Here is a 13,604-nt window from a genome sequence, read left to right as displayed (position 1 = left end):
CTACTGACGGAGGCTCACCCTCCCCTCGGTGGGGGCTTCCATGAAGTGCTCGGCCACGGTGGGCAGGAGGACGCGGAAGGTGGTCCCCACGCCCACGGTGCTCTCCACGGACAGCTCTCCTCCGAGGGCCCGAATGATCTCGTGGCTGATGGGTAGCCCCAGGCCGGTGCCTTCTCCCGCGGGCTTGGTGGTGAAGAAGGGCTCGAAGATGCGCTCGAGGTTCTCGGGGGAGATGCCGCAGCCGGTGTCTCGCACCTCCACCACGGCCGAGCCGTCCTGGAGGCGCGTCGTCAACCGGATCTCCCCACCCGCCTGGGGCATGGCCTGCGCGGCGTTGACCAGCAGGTTGACGAAGACCTGGGCCAGCTGCACGGCATTGCCCTGCACCTGGGGCAGCTGGCCGAAGTCGCGCACGAGCCGGGCCCGGCTGCACACCTTGCTCCGGACCAGATGGACGGACGTCTCCAGCACCTCGTGGAGATCCAACGGGTGGGAGGAGACCGGATCCCCGCGCGAGAGCGACTGAAGGCTCTGGACGATGAGGCGCATGCGCTCGACTCCCTCGCGCGCCTCGGCGACCGCCTCCAGCAGATCGCTCCGGACGTCCTCCGGCTGCTCCAGCTGACGCAGCTCGGTCTGGATGAAGCCGAGGTTGCTGGAGACGAACGCGAGCGGGTTGTTGATCTCATGGGCCACTCCCGCGGCGAGCATCCCGATGGAGGCCATCCGCTCGTTGAGCCGCAGGCGGGCCTCGCTCTCGCGCTGCTCGGTGATGTCCCGGACCGTGACGGCCAGACAGTCGCCCACGGCCCTCAACTCGCGGCGGAACCAGCGGCGCCCGCTCCCAGGCATCTCCTGGAGCACTTCCTCCGTCTGGGGCTTGCCCGTCCGCCAGAACTCCTCGCATGCCGAGGGCGGCGCGATGAAGGCCGCATGCGGGAACTCGGAGAGGAAGTGCCCCTCGGCCTCGCGCGCGCGGCAGCCCAGCAGGGACTCGGCATGGGTGTTGAGGTGCAGGATGCGCATCCCCTCGGCCTCGCCCCGGAGGATGAAGAAGCCGTCGAAGCTGCCGCTGACCGCCAACCGGAAGAGGGCCTCGTTGCGGCGCCGGGCCTCATCACCGCGCAGCTGGGCGGACAGATCCCGGGCAATGCCAAACAGCCCCATCATCTGGCCATCCTCACCCCGGAGGACGCCCTTGGTGGAGAGCCACTCGCGCTGCGCCCCCGCCATCCGCTCGCTCATCTCGGAATGCAGCACCCGTCCGGCGAGCAGCACCTGCCGGTCGAACTCCAGGGTGGCCTCTGCTTCCCCCGGAGGCACCAGCTCATCGTCCTTGTGGCCGAGCACCTCCTCCACCGAGTGACCGAGGTAGCGCGCCCCGGCGCTGTTGATGAAGGTGTAGCGGCCCTGGAGATCCTTGGTGAAGACCGCATCCAACGAATGCTCGGCGAGGTGCAGGAAGAGCTCCCGGTAGGGCAGCCCGAGTGGCGGAACCGCACCCCGCTCCGAGACGGCCTCACCCGACACGCTGTTTTCTGGCATCTCACTCCCCCCGGATGTCCTCATCTTCCGGTAATGAGTGGGTTGCTGGAAATCTCCGCGGAAGCTGTGCCCGCACGTCCGTTTACAACTCCACCTTGGGCCTGCCGTCTGGCGAACAGCCGGCTTCGAGCGCTTGATGCTCGGCAAAATTGACGAGCAGCGGTGCTAACCGCCAACCCGGTGTTCGAGCGCTTCACTGTGAAGACAGACACGGAGGAGGGCGCTCCGGCTCCTGGCGTGTCTGCCCTTGTCCGACCTCCTGGCCGATCACCTCCGCGCTCTCCGAGAAGCCGAGCCAGACGTCTGGCTTCAGGGCGAACCCTTGCAAAATCCGGCTCCGTGGCTCGGCGGTGGAGGTGAGGCACAAGAGTTCGAGCCCGCTTCGACAACGGCTTCAGGGCGTCTTCCGGGGGTCCACCGGAACGGGGCGATGCTCGGTGTAGAGCTGGTCCCTCCAGCGGATCAGGTCCGCGAACCGCTCCGCGAGGGCCGGGTGGGTCCAGGCCTTCCTCCGGCCCGGCCCCAGCGGGATGAAGAGCTCGTCCACGGGCTGGATGAACTGGAGCGTCAGCGCCATGGCGATGTCCGCGTACGAGAACGTGCCGGTGAGGAATTTCTTCCCCTGGAGCGCCGCACTCAGCCGCTCGAGACCGGGGACGACCGTGGCGAGCAAGGCCGCCTCGGGGTCCGACGCCGCCTCGTGCTTGCTCGCGAGGAAGCTCGCCGCCATTCGCGCCACGGGCTTCAGCGGGCCCCGCGCGAACCCGGGGATGAACGGGGGCAGGCTCTCCACCTGGGCGTCGGGGAACTGCATGAGCCGCTGCACCATGTACGCGCGCCCCACGCGCAGGATCGCGTCACTCAGCTGCTCCCATTGCTCGATCTCCGGGAGCGACGCCGCGGGGAAGAGGGGGGAGCCCTTGCCCTCGCGCTCGGCCCGCTGGGCGATCGCGTAGGAGCCCATCGTGGCGCCCGAGCTCTCTATCAGGAGCGGGACGGTGCCGCGTTGCCCGCGAGGTGCATGACGCCGCAGGAGCAGCTCGCCCATCAGCGGAATGTGTTCACGGTACCGGTACGCCAGGCGATGGTGATCCAACGCCCAGCGTGCCTTCTCGGTCCAACCGGAGTAGCCCAATCCCACCAGGGTTCTCATGGTCCATGACTTTCGCAGTCCGGTCCCATGGCAACAAGAGGAACATCAGGGAGCCGCCTCGGCGCCGGTGGGAAGGAGCTTGACGAGCTCCCTCCAGTAGCAGCGCCGCACCTCCGAGGCGCCGCGCAGGCTGGGCTCGATCGTGGAGGTGAACCAGGAGGCCTCGCCCGCGAGGAAGTGCCCGTGCAGGTCCACGAGGGTGCCGTGCTCCGAGGCAAGTGCGGCGATGAGGCCGTTCATCCGCCGGTGGTTCCCGCGGGCCCGCTCCACCGGCACGCCGGTGAAGTTGTCGCGGTTATTGCCCATCGTGGGGTCGTACACGTTCGCGATGAGCACCGGGCGGATGGGCAGCGCCGTGAGGAATTCGGAGAGCTTGCGCCGGAAGTCCTCGAAGCGCGGGCCATTGTCCACCAGCAGGCCCTGGAGGAGGTCGTTGCCGCCCACCGAGACGAGTGCCACCGCCTTGCCGGGGTTGCGCACCCCGCGGAGCTGGCGTGAGAGGGAGTTCACCGTTCCCCCGTCCTGCGCGAGCTCGACGAGCCGTGCTTCACCGTGCGCGCTCAGGTCCTGGCCTCGGAACTCGGGGAAGAGGTCGTCCCGGTTGCGCACCAGCAGCTCGCCGGGTGAGACGCCGTAGCGGTTGTAGTGGCCGCAGTCGAGCACCGAGTCGCCGAAGGTGAATACCGTGAGCATCCGCTGTCTCCGTCCCGCGCCCTGGAGCCCGCCAGCCAGCAGGGCCGGCACGCAGGTGCGGAGCACCGTGCGGGGGGGCAGGCGCTGTCATCCCCCAAGACTGGGGCGGGGGAGGGGAGCGGGCAACGTGCGTGATGCACACGGGGCGGGGCACTTGCTCGCTTGCCTGGAGCGCGGGATGCGGAACGGTGGCGCGGCCCGGTGCGAGGCATCGCCCGGGAAGGTTGGCCGAGAACCTCCGCTTCGGGCAGTTCCGGCCGGAGCGCGAAGGGGGCGAGGTGGGGAAGCTCGAGGCCCGAGATACCCTCACCCCAGCCCTCTCCCGGAGGGAGAGGGTGATCATCAACCCGAGTGGTTCTTGCTGCGTCTCAGCCCAGGATGAGCTGCTCCAGCAGGGCCTTCTGGACGTGCATCCGGTTCTCCGCCTCGTCCCAGACCGCCGACTGCGTCCCGTCGATGACGCCGTCGGTGATCTCCTCGCCCCGGTGCGCCGGCAGGCAGTGCAGCACGATGGCTCCCGGGTTCGCCTTCGCCAGCAGCGCCTCGTTGAGCTGGTAGTCGTGCAGCTCCTTCTTGCGCTTCGCCGACTCGGCCTCCTGGCCCATGCTCGTCCACACGTCCGTCACCACCACGTCCGCCCCACGCACCGCCTCGGTGGCGTCCGCCGTCACGTGCACCCGCGCTCCCGCCTGCGCCAGCAGCTCCGCCGACGGACGGTAGCCCTCCGGGCACCCCAGCCGCAGGTTGAACCCGAAGAAGCGCGTGGCCTCCACGAACGAGCGGCCCATGTTGCTCGCGCAGTCCCCCACGAAGGCGATCGTCCTGCCCTTCACGCTCCCCAGCCGCTCCTCCACCGTGAACAGGTCCGCCAGCACCTGCACCGGGTGCCCGCCCTCGGACAGGCCGTTGATCACCGGCACCTGGGAGGCTTTCGCGAACGCCGTCAGCCGCTCGTCCCCGAAGGTGCGGAACATGATGCAGTCCGCGTAGCCGGAGATGACGCGCGCCGTGTCCTCGATCGTCTCTCCCCGGGCGATCTGGCTGCTGCCCGCGGTGATCGTCGTCACCGTGCCGCCCAGCTGGTACATCGCCGCCTCGAACGACAGGTGCGTGCGCGTCGAGGACTTCTCGAACACCAGCACCAGGTGCCGCCCCGCCAGCGTCGTCACCACTTCCTTGCGCTTGCGGCTCGCCTTGAGCGCGTGCGTCCGCTTGAACAGAGCCTGGTACTCGGTCTCGGTGCGGTCGGCCAGGGTCAGGAAATCGCGCTTCACAGTGCTGCCTCCTGCAAGGAATCAAAGAGGGCCGCGAGCCGGGGAACGGCATCCGCCATCGCCCGGGCCCGCGCCGCGTGGGACTTCAGCTCCGCAATCTGCTTCTCCACCGACGCCGGTCCGGTTCCTCCGGCGTTGGCCTTGCGCTCCACCGCGCGCCGCGGATCCGCGCTCTTCAGCACCTCGGCGTCGAAGCGCGGGTCCACCGACTGTGCCAGTTCCAGCGTCACCTTGGCCAGCGGCAATCCGCGCTCCTGGCACGCCCGCACCAGCGCTCCCGTCGCCTTGTACGCCGTGCGGAAGGGAATCCCCTTCATCGCCAGCGCCTCGGCCACGTCCGTGGCCTGCATGTAGTCCGACTCCACCGCCGCGAAGCACCGCTCCTTGTCGAAGTGCACCTTGCCCAGCGCCAGGTGCAGCATGCCCAGCACGCTCGAGAGCAGCGGCCCCGTCTCCAGCAGCACCTGCCGGTCCTCCTGCAGGTCCCGGCTGTACCCGCCCGGCAGCCCCTTCACCAGCACCGCCAGGGTGTTGAGGTTGCCCACCGCCCGCCCGGCCTTGCCGCGGATCAGCTCGAAGACGTCCGGGTTGCGCTTCTGCGGCATCATGCTCGAGCCGCAGGCGATCTCCCCGTCCAGCTTCACGAAGCCGAACTCGGGCGAGGCGAAGTCGTAGAAGTCCGTGGCCACCCGGCTCGCGTGCAGCAGCGAGCGCATGGCCGTGTACGCGAAGTCCATGGCGAAGTCGCGATCGCCCACCGTGTCCAGCCCGTTCATCGTCAGGCGGGGGAAGCGCAGCAGCTCGCGCGTCACCTCGCGGTCGATGGGCAGCGACGTACCGCCAATGGCCCCCACGCCCAGCGGCAGCACGTCCACCTGCTCCAGCACGAAGCCGAGCGCGTCCACGTCCCGGGTGAACATGGCTCCGTACCCGCACAGCAGGTAGGCCAGGGAGATGGGCTGCGCCCGCTGCCGGTGCGTGTACGAGGGGAGGAGGGTGTCGCGCTCCGCCTCGGCCCGGGCGGCCAGGCCCTCCAGCAGCTTCGCCAGCACGCCGAGCACCTCGGCCACCTTCTCGCGCACGTGCAGGCGCAGATCCAACGCGACCTGGTCATTGCGCGAGCGGGCGGTGTGCAGCAGGCCCGCGCGCTCCCCGAGGACGCGGGTGATCTCCGCCTCCACGGCCATGTGCACGTCCTCCTCGTCGGCCAGGACGAGCGTGCCGGCCTGGGCGCCCTTCCAGATGGCCACGAGCTGCTCACGGATGGCGCGCGCGTCCTCCGAGGGGATGAGGCGGGTGCGCGACAGCATGGTGAGGTGGGCGAGGCTGCCGACCAGATCCTCGGTGAGCAGCGCCTTGTCGAGCGCCAGCGAGCTGGTGAACGCCAGCACCTCCGGGTGGAGGCCGGGCCCGCCAGAGGCGGCCGTCTTGGCAATCGTCACGGGGTTTCTTCCTTTCCAAAGAGGGACTTCAACTTCCGGGTCAGTGTGCGGGTGGACTTCCCGCGGGCCGGGGCGGCGAAGATGGTGTCATCTCCGGCGATGGTGCCCAGGTTCTCGGGCAGCCGGGCCTGATCGATGGCCGAGGCCACCACGGGCGCGGAGCCCGGGCGGGTGCGGACCACCACCAACATCTCGTTGTCCTCCACCGAGAGGACCATCTCCGACAGCTCCCGCAGCCGGTCCTCGCCCGAGGGCGGAGGGGCCTCCTCCAGCCCGTACACCGTGCCGCCCTGGGGCAGCGACACGCGCATGGCGCCGAGCTGGGCCAGATCCCTGGACAGCGTGGCCTGGGTGACGTCGAAGCCCTCGCGGGCCAGGAGCTGCCCCAGCTCGTCCTGGGTGGACACCGCGTGCGCGCGAATGATGCGGCGGATGGCCTCCTGCCGCGCCGCCTTGTCTCCGTTGCTGCGAAGCGGACTCACGGTCATTGTCCTCACAGTGTCCTCACGGGCGGGCCTCAGCGGGTGACGAGCGTTCCGACGCCCTTGTCGGTGAAGAGCTCGGCGATGAGGCTGTGCGGCACGCGCCCGTCGATGACGTGCACCCGCTCGACGGCGCCACCGCCCAGCGCCTTCAGGGCCATCCTCGCGCGCGTCTGCATGCTGCCGGTGAACGCGCCCGCCTCCAGGTGCGCCTCCAGCTGCGCGGTCGTCAGCTCGTTGAAGAGCTCCTCGCCCCGGAGGATGCCCGGTGCGTCGTGCAGGTAGATGAGCTTGTGGGCCTTGAGGGCGCTGGCCACCTCGGCCGCCACCGCGTCCGAGCCCAGGTCGTACGTCTGCCCGTCCTCGCCCAGTCCCACCGGGGAGATGATGGGCACGTAGCCCTGGCCCAGCAGCATCTCCAGGAACTCATGGTTGACGCGCGTCACCTCGCCCACGTGCTCCTTGGAGCGGCCGTCCTCCACCGGAATCCGCCGCGCCCGCAGCAGCGCGCCGTCCTTGCCGGACAGGCCCACCGCCCGGTCCCCCAGGTTGTTGAGGATGGTGACGAGCTCCGAGTTGACGGAGCCGGAGAGCACCATCTCCACCACCTTGAGGCCGGAGGCGTCGGTGATGAGCCCGCCCTCCTGGCGCAGGCCGAGCTTGTCCAGCGTGCGGGTGAGCTCCGGCCCCCCGCCGTGCACGATGATGGGCTGCAGGCCCGCCGAGCGCAGCAGCTCGATGTCCCGGCAGAAGGCCTGCTTGAGGGACTCCTTCACCATGGCCGCGCCGCCGTAGCGGATGACGCAGCGCTTGCCGCGGAAGCGGGAGATGTACGAGAGCGCCTCGACGAGCAGCGTCGTCTTGAAGGCGGGGCTGTAGTTGGCCAGCCGGTCGTCCTTGCCCACGCCGCCGTCGGGCCTCGGGACGATGAGCGAGGTGTAGTCCGCGTTGATCTTCACGTAGTCGTACGAGAGATCGCACCCCCACGCCACGGACGAGCCCTCGCCGCCGGTGAGGTGCACCTCGATGCGGACCTCGGGCTCGCGCATGCGCGTCTTGAGCTGCGCCGGGTCCACCAGCTTCGGCTCGCCCTCGTAGACGCAGATGCCCTGGATGCGGACGCGGGCCGAGTAGGGGTCCACGGCGTAGCCCTGGGTGCCGGCGCGCGCGCCCACCGTGGCGAGCACGCGGCCCCAGTTGGGATCGGCCCCGAAGACGGCGGCCTTCACCAGCGTGGAGCCGGCCACGGCGCGCGCCAGATCCTGGGCGATGGCGGCGTCCGGCGCGCCCGTCACCTCCACCTCCAGCAGCTTGGTGGCGCCCTCGCCATCCGAGGCGATCTCCCGAGCCATCTCCAGGCACAGGTCCGAGAGCGTGGCGGTGAAGACCGTCAGCTCCGGCCCCGGGTCCGAGATGGACGCGTTGCCGGCCCGGCCGTTGGCGAGCGCATAGACGGTGTCGTTGGGGCTCATGTCCCCGTCCACCGTGAGGCTGTTGAAGGTGCCGGACACCGCCTCGCGCAGGGCGGCCGCGAGCACGCCGGGCTGGATGGCGCAGTCGGTGGTGATGACGGCGATCACCGTGGCGAGCGACGGGTGCATCATCCCCGAGCCCTTGAAGATGGCGGAGACCGTCACGTCCCGGCCGCCGATGCGCACCGAGCGCCACGCCTGCTTGGCGCGCGTGTCGGTGGTCATGATGGCCTCGGCGGCGGCGTCGGGCTCGGAGCGCAGCGAGTCCTTGAGCGCGCCGAGCACCGTCACCACCTTGGAGACGGGCAGGGGATGGCCGATGACGCCCGTGGAGGCGGTGAGCACGGCGGACGCGGGCACGGACAGGGTGCGGCCCAGCTCGTCGCGCAGGGTGCGCACGGCCTGCTGGCCAGCGGGGCCGGTGAGGGCGTTGGCGTTACCCGAGTTGACGAGCACGGCCTGGATGCCCGAGGCGGGCAGACGGGGCTCGGCGTCCTGGACCGGGGCGGCCCGGGCCTTGTTGGCCGTGAAGCAGCCCGCGGCCGAGCAGGGCGTGTCGCTGTAGACGAGCGCCACGTCCTTGCGCTGGGGCTTGAGGCCGGCGTGGATGCCGGAGAAGGAGAAGCCGAGCGGTACCTTCACGGATTGAACCCCCGCAAGGTGGAGAGGCCGAGCGTCTCCTCCCACCCCATCATGAGATTGAGGTTCTGGACGGCCTGACCGGCCGCCCCCTTCACCAGGTTGTCGATCGCGGCGGTCACCACCACGCGGCCCGGATCGTAGCCGGTGGTGTCGGCGGCCACGGCCACCGCGCAGCGGTTGGTGCCCACCACGCCCTTGAGGCTCACCGCGTCCGGCGAGGACTCCACTGTCAGGAAGGGGCAGGAGGCATAGGCCTGCTCCAGGGCGGCGCGGGCCTCGGCGGCGGTGGCGCCCGCGCGCAGGCGCCCGTAGGCGGTGACGAGGATGCCCCGCTTGAGCGGCAGCAGGTGCGCGGTGAAGGTGAGGGGCACGGCACGGCCCGCCACGCCCGCGAGCGTCTGGGCGATCTCCGGCGTGTGCTGGTGGCGCAGCACGCGGTAGGCGCGGAAGTCCTCGTCCACCTCGCTGAAGCTCAGGTCCTCCGAGCCCTTGCGGCCCGCGCCCGTGGTGCCCGAGGCGGCATCGAAGATGAGCGAGCCCTCGTCGAGCAGCCCGGCCCGCAGCAGCGGCGCCACGGACAGCGCGCAGGCGGTGGCGTAGCAGCCCGGGTTGGCCACGAGCCGCGCGCCCGGAATGCGCTCGCGGAAGAGCTCCGGCAGGCCATAGGCGGCCTGCTCCAGCAGCGCGGGCGCCGAGTGGGTGAAGTTGTAGAAGGCCGGATAGGTGGCGACGTCCCTCAGGCGGAAGGAGCCCGACAGATCGATCACCCGCACGCCCGCGGCGATCAGCCCGGGCACCAGGTGCAGCGACGTCTCGGCCGGCGTGGCGAGCAGCACCACCTCGCATTCCCGGGCCAGCTCCGCGCTCTTGTCCTGGGGCGCGTACCGCAATTGACCGGCTGCTCCCATGATGCCCAGACGGCGGCTCACGGCCTCGCCCTGCCACCTGTCGCTGGTCACCAGCTTCAGATCCACCTTCTCGTGGGCCGACAGGATGTGGGTCGCCTCGACGCCGGAGTACCCGGACGCGCCAATGATGCCGATCGCCGTCTTATGCATGGAAGTGCATGAATATTCGCTCCCCTGCATACACGCAAGCGGCAAATGCATATTCCCGCAGGAGGGCACCGCCATGACGAATGAGGAGCTGCACGCGCAGAAGAGGGCCTCCTTCCAGAAGCACGAGGCCGGGCTCGAGCAGATCGACGCCCAGATCGGCCAGATGGATGCCGTGTTCCAGCGGACCTCGGCCGAGGACTTGGGGCTCTCCCAGGACGAGCTCGCGTTCATCCGCGGCTCGCTGGACACCGTCCGGCAGTCGCTGACCCAGCTCAAGCAGTCCGACGACGACGCCTGGGCCCAGGCCCAGGAGCGGTTCGAGCAGGCCTGGCTCGACTTCCAGGAGCACTCGCGGAAGATCACCGGCGCTTCCGCTCTCTAATGAGGGGCGGGGCCCATCGGCTCATGCGGGCCGGGCTCCCTCGGCTCGGGCTCCCGGGCCACGGGGGCGGTCTCGGGGCGGGGGGCGCCGTCCTCGCGCTCGCCGCTCCAGCGCTCACGCTGCTCCTCCTGCACCTCCCGCAGGAACTCCTGGAGGGCCGCCGCCAGGGGCAGGGCGATCATCGCGCCGATCAACCCCATCAGGGCGGCTCCCATGAGCAGCACCACCGAGATGAGCAGCGGATTCATCCGGATGGAGTGGCGCTGGACGAGCGGCTGGATGAGGTTGCCTTCGATCTGCTGGTAGACGAGGAAGACGCCCAGGGCGATCAGCGCCCGGTTGAGTCCCACCGTGGTCAGCGTGGTGAAGGAGACCAGCAGCGCCATGAGGAAGCTGCCGATGTAGGGGATGAGGCCGAGCACCAGGTACAGGCTCCCGAGTGCCAGGAAGTAGGGCACGCCCAGCAGGAAGGTGCCCAGCGCCGTGACGAGGCCGCCCAGCGTCACCGTGAGGGCGGTGCCCGCCAGATAGCCGCTCACCGCCCGGTGCATGTTCTTCACCAGCTCGCGCACAGCGGGCCTGCGCGCCGGACGCACCCACCCCAGCGCCTGCTCGTAGAGATCCTTCCCGAAGAGCAGGGCGAAGAGGCTGAGCGTCACCACGGTGATGAACACCAGCACGCCGTTCACCGTGGTGGAGACGACCCCCGGCAGGGACTGGGCGACCTCGTCCGGGAGGTGCGCCAGCGCTTCCTGGACCTTGCGCTCCAGGTCGAAGCGCTGCTCGAGCCACCGCGTCCACTCCCAGGTGCGGACCTCGCTCACCAGCCCGGGCAGGGAACGCACCAGGCTGCGGACCTGCTGCACCACCAGGGGCACCAACGTGGCGCCCAGCAGGGCCGTGATCCCGAGCAGCCCCAGGAACGTCACCAGCACGCCCCAGCCCCGGCTCACGCCCCGCCGCTGGAACCAGCGCACCAGCGGATCGATCGCCAGGGAGACGAACAGCGCCACCGCCAGCAGCACGAAGACGGCGCGCACTTGGATGAGCATGTACGCCAGCAGCACCAGCGCGAGCGCGTTGAGACCCACCGTCCAGACGGTACGGGCGGAGATCTGCGAGCGGCGCGTAGGGTCCTGGGCGGGCATCCAGTGCTCAAGGTAGGCACGCACCGGCATTGGCTCCGCCCGAGGCCAGGAGAGCGGGCCGCCGAGGGGGCCCTGGCTCTCCTGCCTGGTATTCCGGTCTCCTCAGGAGACCGCTTCAGCGCGCGGGCACGGTGGTGGAGTAGCCACCGTTCTGATCCGTCAGCGTCTGCGAGAGCAGCAGGGCGGACGGCCTGCCCTCCACGTCCACCACGCGGAAGAAGCGCACGGAGGCGTAGGGCGCCGCCGACAGCGCCGTATTCGAGCCGTTGAAGCTGACCTGCCCGGTGACGCTGCGGCCCTTGGAGAGGGTGAAGGAGGAGAGCTCCAGGGGCGGATTGGGGGAGGAGCCCTCTCCGGGCCATACCGTCACGATGCGGCTGACGCGCGGGAGCTCCTCGGTGGGGATGAAGTCCAGGCGGTAGCGGCCCGCATCCAGCGCCAGCTCGAAGCGGCCCGAGTCATCCGTGGTGCGAGCGGCCTCGAAGCTGAACGAGGGCCGGGGCCAGCCGGGGATCTCATCGAGGGGCTCGGCCACCACCTGCACGCCCGCGGCCGGCTGCGAGCCGCTGGGCTTCAGCACGGTGCCGCGCACCTTCATCCGCTCTCCACACGTCACGTCCGGCCACAGCACCTGGCTGACGCGCGGCACCGGGACGGACTTCAGGGTGAGGCCCGCGTTGGAGCCCGGCGGAGGCACGATGGAGAGCATCATCTCGGTTCCGCTCTCGCTCGGAAGGGTGAGCAGCTCGAAGGCGCCGTTCGCGTCGGTGAGCACCTTCTGGCTGCGGAACTGCCCGCCGCCGCCCACCTTGCCCTGCAGGGACACCGAGGCCTGCGCCACCGGCTGCCCGTCCCGGTTCAGCACCTTGCTCTTGAACCGCACCGGCTCGCCGTAGTCCCCCATCACCAGCGCCAGCTTGTCCTGGCGAGGACTCACGGTGAACAGCTTCTGCGGCACCAGGGCCAGCGCGGAGGTGGGCACCACCTGGAGCACCACCGTGGGCCGCTCGGCGGCCGAGGGCGGGAGCGTGAGGGTGAACTCACCCGTGTCGCGTGTCACCCTCATGCGCTGCGAGAGCGGGCGCAGCTCCTCGTCCAGGGCCTGCACCTCCAGCTCCACGTCCACCGTCGTCTCCGCCTGGTGCATCACCGTGCCGGAGAGGCGGACGAGCTCGGAGGAGACGGGCAGGGTGAAGTCCAGCATCACCGAGTGGCCTGGCTGCACCTCCCGGGTACCGGAGAGGGGAGGCAGCTCGGAGTCGGTGGTGAGCAGGGTGACGTTGTAGCGCCCCACGCCCACCGGCAGCGAGTAGCCGCCGTTCTCGGGCACGAACGTACTCTCGTGGCGGCGCATCACGCCGGGGATGAGCAGGCTCTCTCCCGTCATGCGCAGGGTGATGGGGGCGGAGTACGTGCCGCTGGAGGTCATCCCCTGCACACGCACCTGTCCCTTGAGGACGGAGGGATCGTACAGCTCGATGTTCTGCTGGCTCCGGAGCTCGTCCACCCGGAAGTCCTGGGCGTGCAGGCCTGCGCGGGGATTGGGGACCACCTCCACGACGATGTTCTTGCCGGGATCTCCACAGCCGTCGATGAAGCAGACCTCGTCGCTGTCGCAGTCGTTGTCACTGCGGCAGCCGACGAAGGACTCCCACTCGTAGGACGCGCCGCAGCCCGAGACGAGGGCCGCGGTCAGCAGCACGAAAGAAGTGAGCCGGGTCATGGGCAATTGCCTCCTGCCTCGGTCCTGACGAACCACGTGTAGGTGGCGCTATAGCCGGGATCGATGGTGGTGCCTCCATCGAAGAGCGGGATGGGCCTGCCCTCGGGCTCGCGGTCCACCAGGGAGGTGTCGGTGACGACGACCTCGACGACGTGGTCGCCCGGGAGGTTGAGGCGGTTGAAATCGGCGGAGCCGAAGTTCACCTGGAAGGTGGCGCGCTCGTCACGCGCGGGATTGTCGCCCACCTTGTTGGGTTCGATGCGGTCCAGGTGGTCCTCGCCGCGGGGCTGGCTGGGGTCGTAGTCCACGAACCAGTAGGCGATGAGCCGGTTGCTGATGTCGGGGTCCTCGACGATGACCGAGAACTCCAGCTCGCACTGCTCGGAGCCGAAGCCCCGGATGATGCGCTGGGAGGGGTTCACGTGCTTCTCCACGATCCGCGGGGGGCGGTTGCGCTGCATGGGGAGCTCGCTGAGGTAGGGCGCATCCTGGGGGATGAGGCATCCGCCCAGGAGCCATCCGGTGGCTGCGAGTCCGAACCACTTCATGGCGGGGAGCCCTAGCAATTCGCTGGCCAGTCGGGAGGGAGC

Annotated in this window: 12 protein-coding genes; 1 reads left to right on the top strand and 11 read right to left on the bottom strand. The window is 69.9% G+C overall.

What is annotated here, in order from left to right:
• The 8 genes from NR798_RS26225 to argC form a co-directional block, all read right to left on the bottom strand.
• Nucleotides 1-1,545 (bottom strand): ATP-binding protein, encoded by a 1,545-nt coding sequence (locus NR798_RS26225; protein ID WP_375765235.1) that lies wholly within the window; start codon nt 1,543-1,545, stop codon nt 1-3.
• Nucleotides 1,546-1,939: 394 nt separating this feature from the next.
• Complete coding sequence (locus tag NR798_RS26220; protein ID WP_375765234.1) at nt 1,940-2,698, bottom strand: glutathione S-transferase N-terminal domain-containing protein; 759 nt, start codon at nt 2,696-2,698, stop codon at nt 1,940-1,942.
• A gap of 45 nt (nt 2,699-2,743) precedes the next feature.
• Entirely contained in the window at nt 2,744-3,391 is a 648-nt protein-coding gene (locus tag NR798_RS26215) for an SGNH/GDSL hydrolase family protein (protein WP_375765233.1), read from the bottom strand.
• Nucleotides 3,392-3,759: 368 nt separating this feature from the next.
• Nucleotides 3,760-4,665, bottom strand: coding sequence for an ornithine carbamoyltransferase (gene argF / locus NR798_RS26210; RefSeq protein WP_375765232.1), 906 nt, complete (start codon nt 4,663-4,665; stop codon nt 3,760-3,762).
• Nucleotides 4,662-6,107, bottom strand: coding sequence for an argininosuccinate lyase (gene argH / locus NR798_RS26205; protein WP_375765231.1), 1,446 nt, complete (start codon nt 6,105-6,107; stop codon nt 4,662-4,664). The genes argF and argH overlap by 4 nt, the downstream gene beginning before the upstream one ends.
• The gene (gene argR / locus NR798_RS26200) at nt 6,104-6,589 is read right to left on the bottom strand and encodes an arginine repressor (protein ID WP_375765230.1); all 486 of its coding nucleotides are present in this window, start codon (nt 6,587-6,589) and stop codon (nt 6,104-6,106) included. The genes argH and argR overlap by 4 nt, the downstream gene beginning before the upstream one ends.
• A gap of 35 nt (nt 6,590-6,624) precedes the next feature.
• On the bottom strand, nt 6,625-8,703 hold the full coding sequence (argJ, locus tag NR798_RS26195) for a bifunctional glutamate N-acetyltransferase/amino-acid acetyltransferase ArgJ (protein ID WP_375765229.1): 2,079 nt from the start codon (nt 8,701-8,703) through the stop codon (nt 6,625-6,627).
• Nucleotides 8,700-9,761, bottom strand: coding sequence for an N-acetyl-gamma-glutamyl-phosphate reductase (gene argC, locus NR798_RS26190; RefSeq protein WP_375765228.1), 1,062 nt, complete (start codon nt 9,759-9,761; stop codon nt 8,700-8,702). Before argC ends, argJ begins: the two co-directional genes overlap by 4 nt.
• A 73-nt stretch (nt 9,762-9,834) precedes the next feature.
• Here argC and NR798_RS26185 point away from each other — a divergent pair, with 73 nt between their 5' ends.
• A complete protein-coding gene (locus NR798_RS26185; RefSeq protein WP_375765227.1) occupies nt 9,835-10,143 on the top strand; it encodes a hypothetical protein in 309 nt (102 codons plus the stop codon).
• Here the strand turns inward: NR798_RS26185 and NR798_RS26180 are convergent.
• From NR798_RS26180 to NR798_RS26170, 3 genes are all read right to left on the bottom strand, one after another.
• Nucleotides 10,140-11,315, bottom strand: coding sequence for an AI-2E family transporter (locus NR798_RS26180; protein ID WP_375765226.1), 1,176 nt, complete (start codon nt 11,313-11,315; stop codon nt 10,140-10,142). The two genes, NR798_RS26185 and NR798_RS26180, sit on opposite strands and share 4 nt — an antisense overlap.
• Before the next feature lie 91 nt (nt 11,316-11,406).
• Nucleotides 11,407-13,014 carry a carboxypeptidase-like regulatory domain-containing protein gene (locus NR798_RS26175; RefSeq protein WP_375765225.1) on the bottom strand — a complete coding sequence of 536 codons (1,608 nt, stop codon included), beginning with the start codon at nt 13,012-13,014 and terminating at the stop codon, nt 11,407-11,409.
• On the bottom strand, nt 13,011-13,562 hold the full coding sequence (locus tag NR798_RS26170) for a hypothetical protein (RefSeq protein WP_375765224.1): 552 nt from the start codon (nt 13,560-13,562) through the stop codon (nt 13,011-13,013). Before NR798_RS26170 ends, NR798_RS26175 begins: the two co-directional genes overlap by 4 nt.
• Nucleotides 13,563-13,604 lie beyond the last annotated feature (42 nt).

Origin of the sequence: Archangium gephyra, assembly GCF_042230915.1 — a bacterium.
Taxonomy (GTDB): Bacteria; Myxococcota; Myxococcia; order Myxococcales; family Myxococcaceae; genus Archangium; species Archangium gephyra_B.
The sequence above is the reverse complement of the archived record's forward strand: the minus strand, read 5'-3'. Positions and strand labels throughout refer to the sequence as shown.

Coding starts and splice junctions, on each gene's coding strand:
- NR798_RS26225 (WP_375765235.1), bottom strand. CDS start 1,545: ATGCCAGAAAACAGCGTGTCGGGTGAGGCCGTCTCGGAGCGGGGTGCG.
- NR798_RS26220 (WP_375765234.1), bottom strand. CDS start 2,698: ATGAGAACCCTGGTGGGATTGGGCTACTCCGGTTGGACCGAGAAGGCA.
- NR798_RS26215 (WP_375765233.1), bottom strand. CDS start 3,391: ATGCTCACGGTATTCACCTTCGGCGACTCGGTGCTCGACTGCGGCCAC.
- argC (WP_375765228.1), bottom strand. CDS start 9,761: ATGCATAAGACGGCGATCGGCATCATTGGCGCGTCCGGGTACTCCGGC.
- NR798_RS26185 (WP_375765227.1), top strand. CDS start 9,835: ATGACGAATGAGGAGCTGCACGCGCAGAAGAGGGCCTCCTTCCAGAAG.
- NR798_RS26175 (WP_375765225.1), bottom strand. CDS start 13,014: ATGACCCGGCTCACTTCTTTCGTGCTGCTGACCGCGGCCCTCGTCTCG.
- NR798_RS26170 (WP_375765224.1), bottom strand. CDS start 13,562: ATGAAGTGGTTCGGACTCGCAGCCACCGGATGGCTCCTGGGCGGATGC.